Origin of the sequence: Pseudomonas sp. R1-15 (assembly GCF_051132085.1) — a bacterium.
Classification (GTDB): domain Bacteria; phylum Pseudomonadota; class Gammaproteobacteria; order Pseudomonadales; family Pseudomonadaceae; genus Aquipseudomonas.
On sequence record NZ_CP071660.1, the window covers coordinates 2,919,203 to 2,935,462 of the forward strand.

Below are 16,260 nucleotides of genomic sequence, written 5' to 3' on the forward strand. Positions count from 1 at the left end.
ACTCGGGTTCCTCGTTCTGTCATGTTTCTCCGCCGCACGACCGCCTGCCGCCGACTTCGCTGGCAACCCTTGCCGTACCCCCGCAAAACCAGCCCGGACCCTCAACCCAGAGCCCTCGAACACCCGAGAAAAAAACCCGAAAAACAGCCCTCAGCTCCCGAGGTTTTTTCCTTTATCTGTCACCGGAAGCTGCGAATTTCTAACCCATGGCCTCACCCCATCGCCACCGGCACAGGACCGAGCGCCATGACGGCAAGCACGCGTCACCCAACCTACGTACGAACACGATGAAAGGAGATTCTTCATGTTTAAGCGCAACGTTCTCGCGGTATCCCTGACCCTCGCCGGCCTCTGCGCCGCTCAGGCCGCCATGGCTGATGTCAACGGCGGTGGTGCAACCTTGCCTCAGCCTCTGTACCAGACTTCCGGTGTTCTGACCGCCGGTTTTGCCCCCTACATCGGCGTGGGCAGCGGCAACGGCAAACTGGCTTTCCTGAACAACGACTACACCAAGTTCGTGGCTGGCAACACCAGCAAGAACGTGCACTGGGCTGGCAGCGATTCGAAGCTCAGCACCACTGAGCTGAACAACTACGTCACTGCCCACGGCGCTGCCTGGGGCCCACTGATCCAGGTGCCTTCGGTTGCCACCTCGGTAGCCATTCCGTTCAACAAGACTGGCACTGCCAACGTTAACCTCAGCGTCGCTCAGTTGTGCGGCGTGTTCGCCGGCACACTGACTGACTGGAGCCAGATCACCGGTTCGGGCCGTACTGGCACGATCACTGTGGCTTACCGTGCAGAGAGCAGCGGTACCACGGAACTGTTCACCCGTTTCCTGAACGCCAAGTGCGGTACAAGTGTCCCAGGCACTTTCTCCATCACCACCAACTTCGCTTCCAGCTACAGCGGTGGCCTGCCAGCCGGCGCCGTGGCCGCCACTGGTAGCCAGGCCGTGATGACTGCGTTGAATGCTGCCCAAGGTCGCATCACCTACATGAGCCCGGATTACGCTGCTACCACCCTGGCCGGCCTGGATGACGCCACCAAAGTTGCTCGCATTGCCGGTGTTTCCCCAGCACCTGCCAACGTGTCGGCCGCCATTGGCTCCGTAGCCGTTCCAGCTGCTGCCAACCGCGCCAACCCGAACGCCTGGGTACCAGTGTTCGCTGCAGCTGCCAACCCTAACGATCCAAGCGTCGTGCCTTACCCTACTACCGGCTACCCGATCCTGGGCTTCACCAACGTGATCTTCAGCCAGTGCTATGCCGATGCTGCACAAACCACGCAGGTTCGTGACTTCTTCACCCGTCACTACAATGCTACTGCGGCCAGTAGCAACGATGCTGCCATCACTGCAAACCGCTTCGTGCCGCTGCCAGCGGCCTGGAAGCAAGCCGTTCGTAGCAGCTTCCTCACCAGCACCAACGCTCTCAGCATTGGTAACACCAACGTTTGCAACGGCATTGGTCGTCCGCTGTAACACCACGCCTGAGCGACACGCAACACCGATCAGCAACGGCGCAAGCCGTTGCTGATTTCCTCGTAGTCAATGGTGGTCGTTTTGTCCCCCTCAGCTGCGCTACAGCCCGAACGACTCGGATCGGGCGCAGCATTTCAAGACAGGAGTCTTGTCATGTTCAAGCATCTTTCCCGAACGGTTGCATTGTTGTGCAGCGGCCTCTGCGCGCCGTTGGCGATGGCGGATATCAATGGCGGCGGCAGTACTTTGGCTCAGCCGCTTTACCAGACAGCCGGCGTGTTGACGACCGGTTTTGCGCCCTATATCGGTGTGGGCAGCGGTGCGGGCAAAGTCGCTTTTCTGAATAACGATTACAGCAAGTTCGTCGATGGCGTTACCAGGAACGTGCATTGGGCCGCCAGTGACTCAAAGCTCAGACCGGTCGAATTGAATGCTTACGCGTTCGCTCATGGCGCGGCCTGGGGTCCATTGATCCAGGTGCCTTCGGCTGCCACTTCAATCGCCATTCCGTTCAACAAGGCCGGCGTGGCGGGCATCGACTTGAGTGTCAACCAGCTGTGCGGCGTATTCTCCGGTCGCCTGACCGACTGGAGCCAGATCAACGGCTCTGGCCGTACCGGTCCAATCACTGTGGTTTACCGTGCCGAGAGCAGCGGAACCACGGAATTGTTCACCCGCTTCCTGCGCGCAAAGTGCGCGGAAACAGGCAGCTTCTCTGTCACCACCCACTTCGCCTCCAGCTACAGCGGCGGGCCGCCGGCCCGTGCGCTAGCGGCCGTTCATAGTGAAGGCGCCATGTATGCAATGAATGCGACTCAAGGTGCTATCACTTATATGAGCCCGGCGTATGCAGCATCGACCTTGGCTGGCCTGGATGACGCCACAAAGGTGGCCCGGGTTGCCGGCGTGTCTCCTGCGCCAGCGAATATTTCGGCAGCTATAGCCGCAATCGCTGTCCCTGCCACCGGTAATCGCTCGAATCCAAACGCCTGGGTGCCGGTATTCGGCGCAACTACCGACACATTTGACCCAAGCGTGGTGCCTTTCCCGACCACCGGCTACCCCATTCTTGGCTTCACCAACGTGATCTTCAGTCAGTGCTATGCCGATATCGGCCAGAGTGCACAGGTGCGTACCTTCTTTGTCCGTCACTACAACGCTTCCTCTGCCGTCAATCACGACGCGGCTATCAGCGCCAATCGTCTGCTGCCGTTACCAGTTGCCTGGAAAGCCGCAATCCGCAACAGCTTCTTGACGGCTGCCGACACCTTGAGCATCGGTAACCCTAACGTATGCAATGGCATTGGTCGTCCGCTGTAAAACTATGCCGGGAGCAACCCAGGATATCGATCAGGACGGCGCAGTCGTTGCTGATCCTTGCCCAACACCCGTACCGACACAGCCACATGAAATTTTCATGACAACCGTTCGGTCCCGAGCGGCTGTAACCGCCTATCCCCTATAACCAACGCTGGCAGCTTGATAGCACTGCGTTGCGCCCCCTTAGAGCGAACCCGAAAGGATGAGTAGGATGCTGCGCTGCAAACCCCAGACGAACCTGAATGCCCCACGTCGCGATGGCGAGTTGTCGATGTTGCGACTCAAGCCGCTGGCCCAGGCCATTGCCCTGTTGATGGTGGCCGGCAATGCCCACGCGGCGACGGCGTTCAGTTCGGCCTGGTTTGCCGCCAAGGGCGCGCCTCAGGCCGGCGGTGCGGTGCGACCTGCAACGGCGCAGCCAGGCATGCCGCCGCCCTTGGCCCAACAACAACGGGCCAATGCGCAGTTGCAGCGTTCGCTGACCAACCTCAACAACACCGTGGCCGCCATCGCGGCTCAGCAGGCGGCCCAGGCCGCCGGGCGCCAAGCCGCGTTCGGCCAGGTACAGGTCGTGCCTGACGGCTTGGGCGAGGGCGGGCTCAAGGTCGATAACAGCCTGACCCAGGGCTGGCTCAACGCCAAAGGACCGCAGCAGACCCAGGACGGCGGCAAGACCACCGTGAAGATCGAGCAGACCGCTGACAAGGCGATTCTCAACTGGGAAACCTTCAACGTCGGGCGCAACACCACGGTGGATTTCCAGCAGCAATCGGACTGGGCCGTGCTCAACCGGGTCAACGACCCGCAGGCGCGACCGAGCCAGATCCAGGGCCAGATCAAGGGCAACGGCACGGTGATGTTGGTCAACCGCAACGGCATCATTTTCAGCGGCAGCAGCCAGGTCAACGTGCGCAACCTGGCGGCGGTGGCGGCGAACATCAGCGATGAGCAGTTCAGCCAGCGCGGGTTGTACGTCGATGCCACCGGCACCCAGCCAACCTTCACCGATGCCGCCGGCAAGGTCGAAGTGCAACGCGGTGCGCAAATTGAAACCCACCGCGCCGCCACTTCAACCGCAGGCGGTGGCTATGCCTTGCTGCTGGGTTCGGAAGTGGAGAACGCCGGCTCCATCATCACCGCCAAGGGCCAGACCACCCTGGCGGCGGGCGACAGCTTCTACATCCGCCGGGGCCAGGGCACCAGCGGCAACTTGCGCTCCACCACCCGTGGCAACGAGGTCGCGACGTCACTCAATTCAGGCAGCAGCGCCGGCACCGTGATCAACAGTGGCCTGATCCAGGCCAGCACCGGCGACATCACCCTCACTGGACATCACGTGCAGCAGAACGGCGTGGCGGTCGCGAGCAGTTCGGTGGATACGCGCGGCACCGTGCACCTACTCAACGCCGCGAGCGACAGCAGCGGCAGCGTGGCCCTGGGGCAGGGCAGCGCCACGGCGGTGCTGCTCGACGCCGCGGGCGGCAGTGCCCTGGACAGTCAGCGCAATGCCGGACCCGCCGGCCTGGATGGCACACCGAACAACCTGATCAGCGGCCAGTTCAACAACCTCAGCAGCGTGGTCGACCGCACCGACCAGTCACGGGTCGAGATCGTCAGTGGCGGCAGCGTCGACTTCCAGAACGGCTCCATCACCCTGGCCACCGGCGGCCAGGTTGCGGTCAGCGCTGCCGGTCGCAGCCTGGTGCGCGATGGCGCGGTGATCGACGTGTCCGGCGCCATCGGTGTCAAGGTGGCGATGGAGTCCAATTCCATCAAGGTCAACGTCCAAGGTAACGAACAACGGGATGCGCCGATCAACCGCGAAGGCGGTAAGTTGACCAACAACGATGTGTGGGTGGACGTGCGCGACCTGGTCTACGTCCCGGCGGGCACCAACGGCTACGCCACTGACCGCTGGTACACGGCGGGAGGTCTGTTGGAGGTTGGCGGTTATCTCGGCACCCGTGGGCACAGCGTCGGGGAGTGGGCGGCCCAGGGCGGTACCCTGACGTTCACTGGCAACGACGTGGTGACCCAGCAGGCGGCTCAGTTGAACCTGTCCGGCGGTACCCTGGATGTACAGAGTGGGTACTTGCGCCAATCCTGGCTCAAGGGCGCCAATGGTCGTCTGTATGAGCTGTCCAAGGCCCCGGGCGACATCCTCTACACCGGCATCTACAAGGGTTACGAAGACCACAGCCAGCGCTGGGGCCAGACCGATTACTACTACAACCCGCTCATTGCCCCTCGCGAACGTTTTGAAGCCGGTTACACCGTCGGGCGCGATGCCGGCAAGCTGGTGGTGTCGACCCGCAACGCCGTGCTGGACGGCCAGATCGTCGGCGAGGTCTACCAGGGCGAACGCCAGACACAGGCGCCCAACCTCAACCTCGACGGCTACCAGCAATCGCAAAACGCCGTAGCCCGTCGGGCGCAATTATGGGTGGGCAGCTACACGCCGATCTATGACAAGGCCAGTGGCGTGATCAACAGTGGCCTGAACCCCACCTTCGATCAGGTCACCCTTGGCAAGGTGAGCGACAAGCTTGCTGCGGGGCTGGACCTGACCTCGGCGGTCGGCACTGACCGGCAAGGCACGCTGGTGCTGGACAATGCGTTGCTCAATGGCTTCCAGCTCGGCGCGGTCAAGGTAGCGGCGGCTGAAGGCATCAAGGTCGATGGGGCACTCAAGGTCGCCGATGGCGGCGATATCACGCTTTATGCACCGCAGGTCGAGGTGAATGCCGACCTGACGGCCCGCAGCGGTCGCATTGCCTTGGGTAACGTGCTCAAACAGGTCAGGACGGATAATTTCCAGATGGCAGACGTCACACTTTCACCCGCCACGGGACAGCGGGCGACGGTCACCTTGGGCGAAGGCGTCAAGCTGAACACCGCCGGGCGCTGGAGCAATCTGCTGCTCGACGGCAACGACCGCCAAGGCCTGCCGTTCATCAACGGCGGCAGCGTGTCCGTGCGCAGCAGTGGCGATATTGATGTGCAGCAGGGCAGCCTGATTGACGTCAGCTCCGGTGCTGCCGTGATGGCCGATGGCAAGACTCGCGGCGGCAAGGGCGGTGACCTGACCTTGACCGCGAGTACCGGTGCATCGTCCGGTAACGGTGACTTGAACCTCGAAGGTGAACTGCGCGGTACCGGCGTGAGCGGCGGCGGGACCTTGAAGTTGGCGGCCAGCAAAGTGCTGATCGGCAACAGCGGCACCCCCCTCGAACCTGGCACTCTGCAACTGGGCGGCGATTTCTTCGACAAGGGTTTCTCCGCCTATGACATCACCGGCAACGAAGGCCTCACTGTGGCCGACGGGGCCCGGGTCGATGTGACGATGCCGGTGTACCGTTTTGGTGAGCAGGCGTTGAACACCGGCAGCGACGCGGAGCCGGCCGCTGCCTTGCAGCGCTGGACGCCGGAGCTGTATCAGGAAGATGCGGTCAAAGGTGTCCTGACCCAGCGTCGTGGTGCGAGCCTGAGCCTCACCGCTGGCACCGCGAATTCCAGCGCCGCCGACATGGCGCGCACGGTATTGAGCTTGGGCAAGGGCAGTGTGATTACCGTTGATCCAGGCCAGGGCATCGATGTCCGGAGCAGCGGGCAATTGACCGCCAACGGCACGCTTAACGCCTGGGGCGGGCGGGTCAGCCTTACCGAGTTGAGCGTTGATGATGCGGTTCGCGATCAGGTCAATGCCCAGGGCCACGGTCGTTCCATCTGGCTGGGCGAGCAGGCGCTGATCGATGTATCGAGCCGGGCTATGACCGCTCAGGATATGCGCGGCCAGACCTATGGCCTGGTGCGCGATGGCGGGCAGATTGTCATCGGTGGCCAGATTGATGCCGCGAAAGGATCGACGTCTGCCTCCGAGCTGTTTGTGGTAGTGCGCGACGGTGCCCGTCTGCAAGCGGATGGCAGCCAGGCCGTGCTGGATGTCGCTGGTCAGGGGCGCACGTCAGTGGCGAGCAACGGCGGCAGCATTTCCCTGGCGTCGGCCAATGGCTTGTATCTGGACGGCGCATTAAGCGCCCGTTCGGGAGGTGCCGGGGCGGCGGGGGGCAGCCTGTCGGTGGCGCTGGAAACTCCCTACTACCTGAAAAGCGCAGTCGATGGCCGGGTGCTGAACGTGCGTGAACTGGTGTTGGAACAGGTGGCTCAGGCACATCGGCTTGGCGACACGGCTGAAACATCGGCGGATTCGCTGGTCTACGGACACGGTCGGCTAGGCGTCGATCAAGTCCAGGCTGGTGGTTTCGACAATTTGTCCTTGTTGAGCAACGGACTGATGAGCGTCGATGGCAACCTGTCGATGTCCCTCGGACAAAGCCTGAGCCTGTACGCCCGCAGCTTTGGATTGAGTGCAACCGCGCCAGCCAATACCCGGGTCGAGTTCAATGCACCCCATGTGTTGCTGTCTACTGCGACAGGGCTGGCGACCACTCGACCGAGTTTTGAGCCTTACATCCGGCCAGTGGTCGATGGTGGCGGGGTGTCTCTATCGGCGAACAAGGCGGTGTTTTCCGTCAACGCCGATCTGCTGGATGTGCAAGGCAATGTGATGTTCAGCAGCAAAGGCACAGTGAGGCAGGCCGATGGCAGCACAGTGGGACTTGAGCGCGCAGGTTTCGATCAGGTCCAGCTGAGCAGCCGGGGTGATTTGCGATTCCTGGCCGGGTTCTCGAGCGCCGATATGCCTACGGGTTTTACCACTCAGTTGCTGACCCCTTCGGATATGCTGTTGCAAGCGGCCCAGTTGTATCCGGCGACCGGGGTTGGGGCTCGGGTATTGGCGGGGTATGGGTGGGGCACATCTAACGGCACCTCTCTTTACGATCCGACGCGCAGCCTGGTTATCGGGCGAACCACCAAGGCCATACCACAAGTGCCTTATTCGGCATTCGGTCACTTGCAACTGGGCAGTGCGCAGATCGAGCAGGGTGGGGTCGTTCGGGCGCCGTTGGGATTAATTGAAATCGGCACCAATGACATCACTGGCGTCACTGCCCGGGTGGATTTGCTGCCCAACAGTCTCACTTCAGTCAGTGGCCTCGGTCTGGTGCTGCCTTATGGCGGTACCGTCGATGGTCAGAGTTATGAGTACGCGGTCAAGAAGGTGGTGTTCCTGGGGCAAGGGGCTATGCCGTCTGCCAACGGTGATCTGAACATCGGCGTAATTCTGGGCGGAAAGTCTGTAATGGCCCAGGAAGGCTCGGTACTCGATCTTTCCGGTGGCGGTGATCTGCTCGGCGCCGGTTTCATCTCCGGCCGTGGTGGTTCCACCGATGCGCGCTTCAACCCGCTGGTGCAAATCGGTGCCAACGGCGGCTTTACGTTGCCTGGCCTGTCCAGCAACCCGGTCTATGCCATTGTGCCGGGTAATCAAAGTCCATACGCGCCAGTGGCGCCCGAGGGCGGCGCCGTCGACCCGAGGGTCGGCCAGCAAATCACCATCGGTGCCGGTGTGCCGGGGCTGGCCGCGGGTACCTATACACTGATGCCGTCCACCTATGCCTTGTTGCCTGGGGCGTTCCGGGTAGAGGTCAACGGCCTCGCGGGTCAGGGTTCCACGACGGGTGCGTTGCAGATGCGCAACGGCTCCTGGACCACCGCCGGGGTGCTGTCGGTGGCCAATTCCGAGCATCGCAACCGTCTGGCCAGCCAGATCATCCTGACTTCAGGCGATGTGCTGCGTCGCTATTCGCAGTACAACGAAACTAGCTATGCCCAGTTCGCTGTAGCCGACGCCGCACGCCTGGGCGTGCCTCGGGCCCTATTGCCGGTGGACGCCAAGACCTTGAAGTTGAAGCTGGCCCCAGGGGCGGGAGACCAAGCGTTCTCCTTCAAGGGCATTGGTAAGTTCGCGCCCCAGAAAGGTGGCTACGGCGGCACTGTCACGGTAGTGGGTAATGTGGGGGGCGCGCTGGAGGTAGTGGCTGATGGACGCGGGGCTACGGCTGGCTTCGAGGGTGTGACACTCAATGCCGAAAGCCTCAATGCGTTGAACGCATCGCGTCAGGTGATTGGCGGCCAGTTCTATACGCTCTATGGTCAGGGCGGAAATTACATCACGCCGACATTTGCAGCGTCGTCCAGGGTGATCTTGCGTGAAGGCGCGACGCTAGCGGCACCGGAAGTTTTCCTGCTGGCCAACGGCGAGTTGTCGATGGAACAAGGCGCGGCCATCAACACCATCGGCCGTGGCGCGGCGGCCTACGATGCCCGTGACGGTTTTGTCTATGACCTCAATGTGAACGGCCAGAATTTGAGCTTGCTGGCCGCCTCCAACGGCTTGCTCAACGTGCTGGCACCCTCATCGGGCAGCAACGGCACGATCAACATCGGTGGATGCAGCCTGACGCCCTGCAGTGGCGTCACCCGGATTCATTCCGAAGGCAGCATCGCCGCCGCTACCGGGGGCAGCCTGGAACTGGATGATGGAGTGCGCTATGGCACCCGCCACCTGACGCTGGCCCTGAGCAATATCAACGTCGGTACCTCCCCGGCATTGAGCGACGCAGCGGCGCGTAATGTCTTGCCGGCCGGTCTGACCCTGAGCCAGACGGTACTCGATCGCCTGTTGCGCGGGGACACCGAATACGGTGCCCCGGCCCTGGAAACTCTTGAACTGTCGGCTCGTGAGGCGTTGAACTTCTACGGCACTGTCAGTCTCGACACCTATGACTCGGCGACGGGCAAGTCGCGGTTGGCCAACCTGATGCTCAGCACCCCGGCCATTTATGGCGCAGGCGGTGCCAGCGACGTAGCGACCATCCGCACTGCCAACCTGATCTGGAACGGTGCCGTCGGCGCGCCGGGTTCGGTCATCGCCGGCGGGGCCGGCACCGGCGCCGGTCGCCTGGATATCCAGGCCCAGCGCATCGAGTTTGGCTACGGTGAATTCGCCCAGCCGAGCTCGGTCACTTCCCTGGACCGTCTGGCCCTGGGCTTTGCCAACGTCAACTTCAGCGCCAGCGAGCGTCTGACCGCCAATCACAAAGGCAGCCTGGCGGTCTATCAGACCCAGGGTGCATACGACCCGAAAACAGGTTTCGCCTACAGCGGCGGCAACCTGAATATCTTCACTCCGTTGTTGACCGGGGAAGCCGGTTCGATCAACCGCATCAGCGCGGGTGGGGCGATCAACGTGGCGGGCGCGGGCGCCAAGCCGGGCGCTGTCTCCGGGCTCGGCGGCGAGCTATCTCTCAAGGGCGCGAGCGTCAATCTGGCCAGTGCGGTGGTGTTGCCGAGCGGCAAGCTCACCCTGAGCGCGACCCGCGACCTGACCCTGGCCGATGAGGCGCTGATCGATGTGGCGGGCCGCACGGTGACCTTCAACGATGTGACGCGCTACAGCGCCGGTGGCGAGGTGATTCTGCAAAGCCAGGACGGCGACATCCGCCAGGCCGATGGCTCGACCATCGACTTCTCGGCCCGCAACAACCAGGCCGGCCGACTCAGCGCCGTGGCGCTGGACGGGGCGGCGGGCGTGGTGGACCTGCAAGGGCGGATTCTCGGCAGCAGCACGGGCGAATACGACGCCGGCGGCACCGCCATGCCGTACCTGGCCGGCAGTGTGGAGATCCAGGCCCAGCGCCTGGACGACAGCGGCAGCCTCAGCGAGCAGTTCGCGGCGCTGAACCAGCGGTTGAACGATGGGCAGGTGTTCGGCGCCCGTGGGTTCCAGCTCAAGCAGGGCGACCTGGTGATCGGCAACGGGCTCAAGGCTTCGTCGATCAATGTGTCGGTGGATAATGGCAGCCTGTTGGTCAACGGTAAGGTGGACGCCAGCGGTGAGCGTGTTGGCAGTATTTATCTGGCCGCCGGCAATGCCCTGACCCTGGGCAGCACGGCGGTGCTTGATGCCCATGGCCGACGCCTGCGGGTGGACAGCTACGGCAAGATCATCGACTCACCGAACCGCGCCATCGTGGACCTGACCGCGCGGCAAGGGCTGCTGACCCTGGGCAATGGTGCCCGTATCGACCTGCGCCATGGCACCGAGGTGGCGCAGGGCAGTAAGCCGGGCATGAATGACGGTCGCGCCCGCGGCACATTGCAACTCAACGCACCACGACTGGGCGGGGTTTCAGGCGGCGACGTGGCAATCGATGCCAGCGGCGCCGTGGATGTCCAAGGCGCCCGTTCGATCGCGCTGGTGGCCATGTGGCAATACGACGATGCACCGCTGGTCAACGTACCGGCAGCCAGCGGCAAGCCTTATCAGGTCATCAATCAAGCGTGGCTGGATGATGTGCATGACGACAACACCGCGTTCATCACTCAGGCCCACGACAACGACGATCTGTTGCAGCGCAAACTCGCCGGACTGAACAACAGCCGCTATCGCGATGTATTCCATCTGCGCCCTGGTGTGGAGGTGGTGAGCGCGACGGCCGATGGCGACCTGGTGGTCCAAGGCGACCTGGACCTGTCGCGCTATCGCTATGAGAGCCTCAATCCGCATAACCAACTGGACAATGTCTATGGCTCCGGCGAATCCGCGAGCCTGACGTTGCGCGCCGGGGGTGATCTGAATATCTATGGCAGCATCACCGACGGTTTCGCCCAGCCGCCGGCCAGCAACGACGACAAGGGCTGGGTGCTGTTGCCGGGTATTGATTTTGCGGCGGGCGATATCGTCGTGCCCGGTACCGGCGTGACCCTGGCGGAGGACACGGCGTTTCCGGCCGGCTCGGTGCTCAACTTCGACGTGCCGCTCAAGGGCGCCACTCTGGCGGCGGGGACGCGGCTGCCGGTAGCCGCGACGCTTGATCAACCTTTAGTACTGCCTGCGGGCACGGTGCTTGCCGCGGCGGTGCATGACGCCTTGGGTAATCTGTTGTTCGCCGCCGGCACTTTGTTGGCTTCGACTCAGACCCTTGATGCGGGCACAGTGCTGGGGGCTGGGAGCCTGCTGGGCAGCAGCGCAACCATTGGCAGCCTGATCTGGCCTAAAGGCGTTGCACTGCCAGGCATTGCGGACGCGACCCATGGCTTGACCAACGTCGTGCGTCTCAGCGGTCCCCTGGCATTGAATGTCGGTTCGAAAATTCCTTCAGGTACCGACATCAAGCTGCCGGCGGGTGTCGAGTCGGTGCAGTTGCGTCCGGAAGTGGCGGGCAGCAACTGGGCTATTGCGCCAATGCTGGCCGAGGGGTCGCAGTCCTGGTCGTTGCGCCTGGTGGCGGGTGCCGACACGCAGGCGGCGGACAGCCGGGTCGTGAAGCCTGTGACGGCTGGCGGGGATCTTCATTTGGCGGATAGTCATTACGGTATGTTTGGTGTGCCTAAGGCTGGCGAGATATTGTGGACCGAAGCAGGGTCATTGGATTTTTTTGGCGACACCAGCATGGCAGGCCAACCGATTGACTTCGAGGCGATTGGTTACCCAGGGCTATGTACTGATTTACCGGATTTTTGTAAGGTCAGCAGTGGATATATCTGGACTGAAGTAGGGGCTATCGAATGGGGGGACCCGAGTCTCGCCGGCCAACCGATTGATTTGGGTGCCATCGGGTATCCGGAATTGTGTACCGAAAATCCCTCTTATTGCCAAGCAGTCGGACAAGCCGATTACAAAGCTGGCAGCCAACGCTGGAGCGTGATTCGTACCGGAGCAGCAGATCTTGAGCTGTTCTCGGCAGGCGATCTGGAAATGGATTCGCTATACGGCGTCTATACCGCCGGTAGCTCGGCGAGCACGACTTTTGCCAATGATCCTTACAACCAGCCCAAGGCGCTGGGGGCAGCGGATAAGGTGCTTAACGATCCACTCGGTGAAAACGAGCAATTTGTCGATGGCGGTAGCAACAGTCTTTACCGCGCCTGGTACCCGGATTTTGGCGGCAACCTGACTCTGAATGTTGGCGGTAGCCTGACCGGCAATACAATGGACGTGGTGACTAGCAGCGGTAATACGCGACCCAATCCCGGCGATTTGGGTTATGACACTGCGAATGTCGGAAACTGGCTGTGGCGCCAAGGCAACGGTTCGGTTTATACCGGTACCCAGGCACAACCCACTGCCTGGTGGATCAATTTCGGGAGCTATACCGCAGCACAGGATGGCAAGGCTGACTTGATGGTTGGATTTACGGGGTTTGGTACCTTGGGCGGCGGTAACCTGAATGTCCAGGTCGCGGGCGATGCCGGGGTGATCGATCAGATGGCAGGGAGCCGTCTTGAGACTCGCGGCAACGGTCGCAGTCAAGGATTGGTGCTTGCCGTAGGCAGTACCGGGCGTGTGGGTGCCGATGGCAGTCTGCAATTGACCGGCGGCGGCGATCTCAATCTGCATGTGGGCGGTGCTCTGAATCCCGGGAGTTTGTTCGTGGACGGGCATCTCAACGGTGCGGTAATCAACCTGCGAGGTCACGCACAGATCGATAGCGGTGCCCTCGGTCGTATTGACCTTCAATACGGTAACGCTACCTCGGCGCAATCCCCGGGAGAAACGCGGGCCTACGATTCCTTCAAGTCCACACGAGGATTCGCTACCGGTGGCCTGACCCTCATGCCGGGCGATGCCACCTTCGATTTGACAACGTCGGGCGACCTTGTCGTGATGGATGTTGCCGACCCGGGCCGGGCGCCGATGATGAGCGCCTCTCGCTTCAAGGACGGTGACAGTAACGGATCGGGACTGAGCTGGTTCACGCTATGGACGGCCAATACTGCGATCGACTTGTGGTCGTCCGGAGGTAACCTGACGCCGTTCACCTCCAGTACCGCAACGGATCTGGCGGTGGTCTACCCGTCTATCCTCAGAGCGGTGGCGGCCAGTGGCAGCCTTTATTATGGGAAGTCTTCAGCAGTATATGAAGCAGGCTACAGCGGAGATAATCGCCCAGCCCTGCTGCTTGCTCCCGGCATCAATAGCGAATTGCAATTCCTCGCCGGCGATTCCATTTACGGCGGCGACATGTCGGTCAGTCGTTCCGGTGCCGCATCGACCGCTTTGGCGACGCCATTGCGGCCAGCCTATGTCGCTTCTGTCGATAACGGCATCAGTATCAAAGTCAGCAATCTTTCGGCCGACGGTAATCCCGTGCGCCTTAGTTCGAACATGCTGCCGCTGCTTGCCTTCGACACCAGCAGCGCTTCCAGCGAATGGGCCCTCAATGCCGATCCTGCTCGCTTCTATGCACTTGAAGGCGATTTGCTGGCAGTCACCACCGGGCGGTCAATGACATCGGTTTCCACGGCCAAATGGCCGGGGCGAATTGCATATGAAGGCGCTGGAGCTGTCCGGATGATGGCTGGGCGAGATATCGTCAGCAGCGGGATACCGCTGACCGGATCGCGCAGTGATAACGCTGAAGCGGGGGACTACACCAGCGCCGGCAACCTCTTCATCCACAACAACCCCACCGACATTTCCATCGTGTCAGCCGGGCGCGACATCCTCTACAGCACCTTCAACGTCGCCGGCCCCGGCTTGCTGGAGATCACTGCCGGGCGCAACATCCTGATGGACGACAAGGTCAGCATCACCAGCATTGGCGCGGTGGTGCCGGGTGATTCGCGCCCTGGCGCAAGCCTGGTGCTGCAAGCCGGCGCCGGCCTCGACGGTGCGGATTACCAGCGCTTCGTCAAGGCCTACCTGGACCCGGCGAACCAGGCCCTGGCCGGTGTGCCCCTGGCGGACCAGGATGGCAAGGTCGCCAAGACCTACGAAACGGAGCTGGTGAAGTGGCTCAAGGAACGCTTCGGCTTCAGCGGCGATACCGAGCAGGCTCGCAGTTTCTTCGCGGCGTTGCCGGCGGAGCAGCAACGGGTGTTTGCCCGCGATGTGTACTTTGCCGAGCTCAAGGCCGGTGGCCGTGAGTACAACGAAGTGGGCGGCGTGCGCCAGGGCAGCTATCTGCGCGGACGAGAGGCTATCGAGTTGTTGTTCCCGAGCAAGGACGTGGCGGGCAATGCGATCACCTACAAGGGCGACATCACCATGTTCGGCGGGGCAGGGGTGCACACCGATTTTGGTGGCGGCATTCAGATGCTCACTCCCGGTGGCGGGCAGACGTTCGGCATCGAAGGCAACACGCCGCCGTCCACCGCCGGGGTCATCACCCAGGGTGAGGGCGATATCCAGTTGTATGCGAAGAACAGCATCCTGCTGGGGCAGAGCCGGATCATGACCACTTTTGGTGGTTCGATCCTCGGCTGGTCAGCACAAGGCGACATCAACGCCGGTCGTGGTTCGAAGACCACCGTGGTCTACACGCCGCCCAAGCGCCTGTACGACACCTGGGGCAACGTGACGCTGTCGCCGTCGGTGCCGAGCACAGGGGCTGGTATTGCCACTCTCAACCCGATTCCAGAGGTAGCGCCGGGGGATATCGACCTGATCGCGCCGCTGGGCACCATCGATGCGGGCGAGGCGGGAATCCGGGTCTCGGGTAACGTCAACATCGCCGCGTTGACCGTGGTCAACGCGGCCAACATCCAGACCCAGGGCAAATCCAGCGGCGTGCCGCTGGCGGCTTCGGTGAACACCGGGGCGATCACCTCGGCCAGTTCGGCGGCGTCCTCGGCCACGCAAGCGGCGGAAGACGTGGCGCGCCAGCAGCAGAACGCGGCGCGGCAGAACCAGGCCTCGGTGTTTACCGTGCAGGTGGTGAGTTTCGGCTCCGAGCAACTGGCGCCTTCGCGTGATGGCGCCAGCCGTGAAGCACCACGCACCTATGATCCGGCCAGTCCGGTGCAGGTGCTGGGTGCCGGGCCGTTGGACGAGCAGGCGCGGCAGCGGTTGACCGAGGAGGAGCGGGGGCGGTTGAGCTTGTAAACCGAGTTGCCGCCTTCGCGAGCAGGCTCGCTCCCACAGGGGTTGTTGTGCCTGGGCATCCTCGGGCACCCATTACCCCCGTGGCGAGGGAGCTTGCTCCCGCTGGGCTGCGAAGCGGCCCCAAGTCATTCGCCGCGGTGTGTCAGGTAGATATCCATCAGCCTTTTTTGGGCTGCTGCGCACCCCAGCGGGAGCAAGCTCCCTCGCCACAGAAAGTTAGGGGCAGTCAGTCATGTGGCGGCTGTCGGGCCGCTATCGCGGGCAAGCTCGCTCCCACAGGGGTTGTTGTGCCTGGGCATCCTCGGGCACCCATTACCCCGTGGCGAGGGAGCTTGCTCCCGCTGGGCTGCGAAGCGGCCCCAAGTCATTCACCGCGGTGTGTCAGGTAGGTATCCATCAGCCTTTTTGGGGCTGCTGCGCAGCCCAGCGGGAGCAAGCTCCCTCGCCACAGAAAGTTAGGGGCAGTCAGTCATGTGGCGGCTGTCGGGCCGCTATCGCGGGCAAGCTCTCGCCCACAGGGGATGTTGTGCCTGGGCATCCTCGGGCACCCATTACCCCGTGGCGAGGGAGCTTGCTCCCGCTGGGCTGCGAAGCGGCCCCAAGTCATTCACCGCGGTGTGTCAGGTAGGTATCCATCAGCCTTTTTGGGGCTGCTGCGCACCCC

The 16,260-nt window shown here is 62.5% G+C and carries 3 protein-coding genes; all 3 read left to right on the forward strand.

All coding sequences use genetic code 11. The features are described from left to right. The first annotated feature begins 304 nt into the window (after window positions 1-304). The gene (locus tag J3P97_RS13195) at window positions 305-1,483 is read left to right on the forward strand and encodes a substrate-binding domain-containing protein (RefSeq protein ID WP_434657994.1); all 1,179 of its coding nucleotides are present in this window, start codon (window positions 305-307) and stop codon (window positions 1,481-1,483) included. Between the two features lie 153 nt (window positions 1,484-1,636). Next, window positions 1,637-2,803, forward strand: coding sequence for a substrate-binding domain-containing protein (locus J3P97_RS13200; RefSeq protein WP_434674419.1), 1,167 nt, complete (start codon window positions 1,637-1,639; stop codon window positions 2,801-2,803). 211 nt (window positions 2,804-3,014) lie between these two features. Continuing rightward, a complete protein-coding gene (locus tag J3P97_RS13205; RefSeq protein WP_434674420.1) occupies window positions 3,015-15,596 on the forward strand; it encodes a filamentous haemagglutinin family protein in 12,582 nt (4,193 codons plus the stop codon). Window positions 15,597-16,260 lie beyond the last annotated feature (664 nt).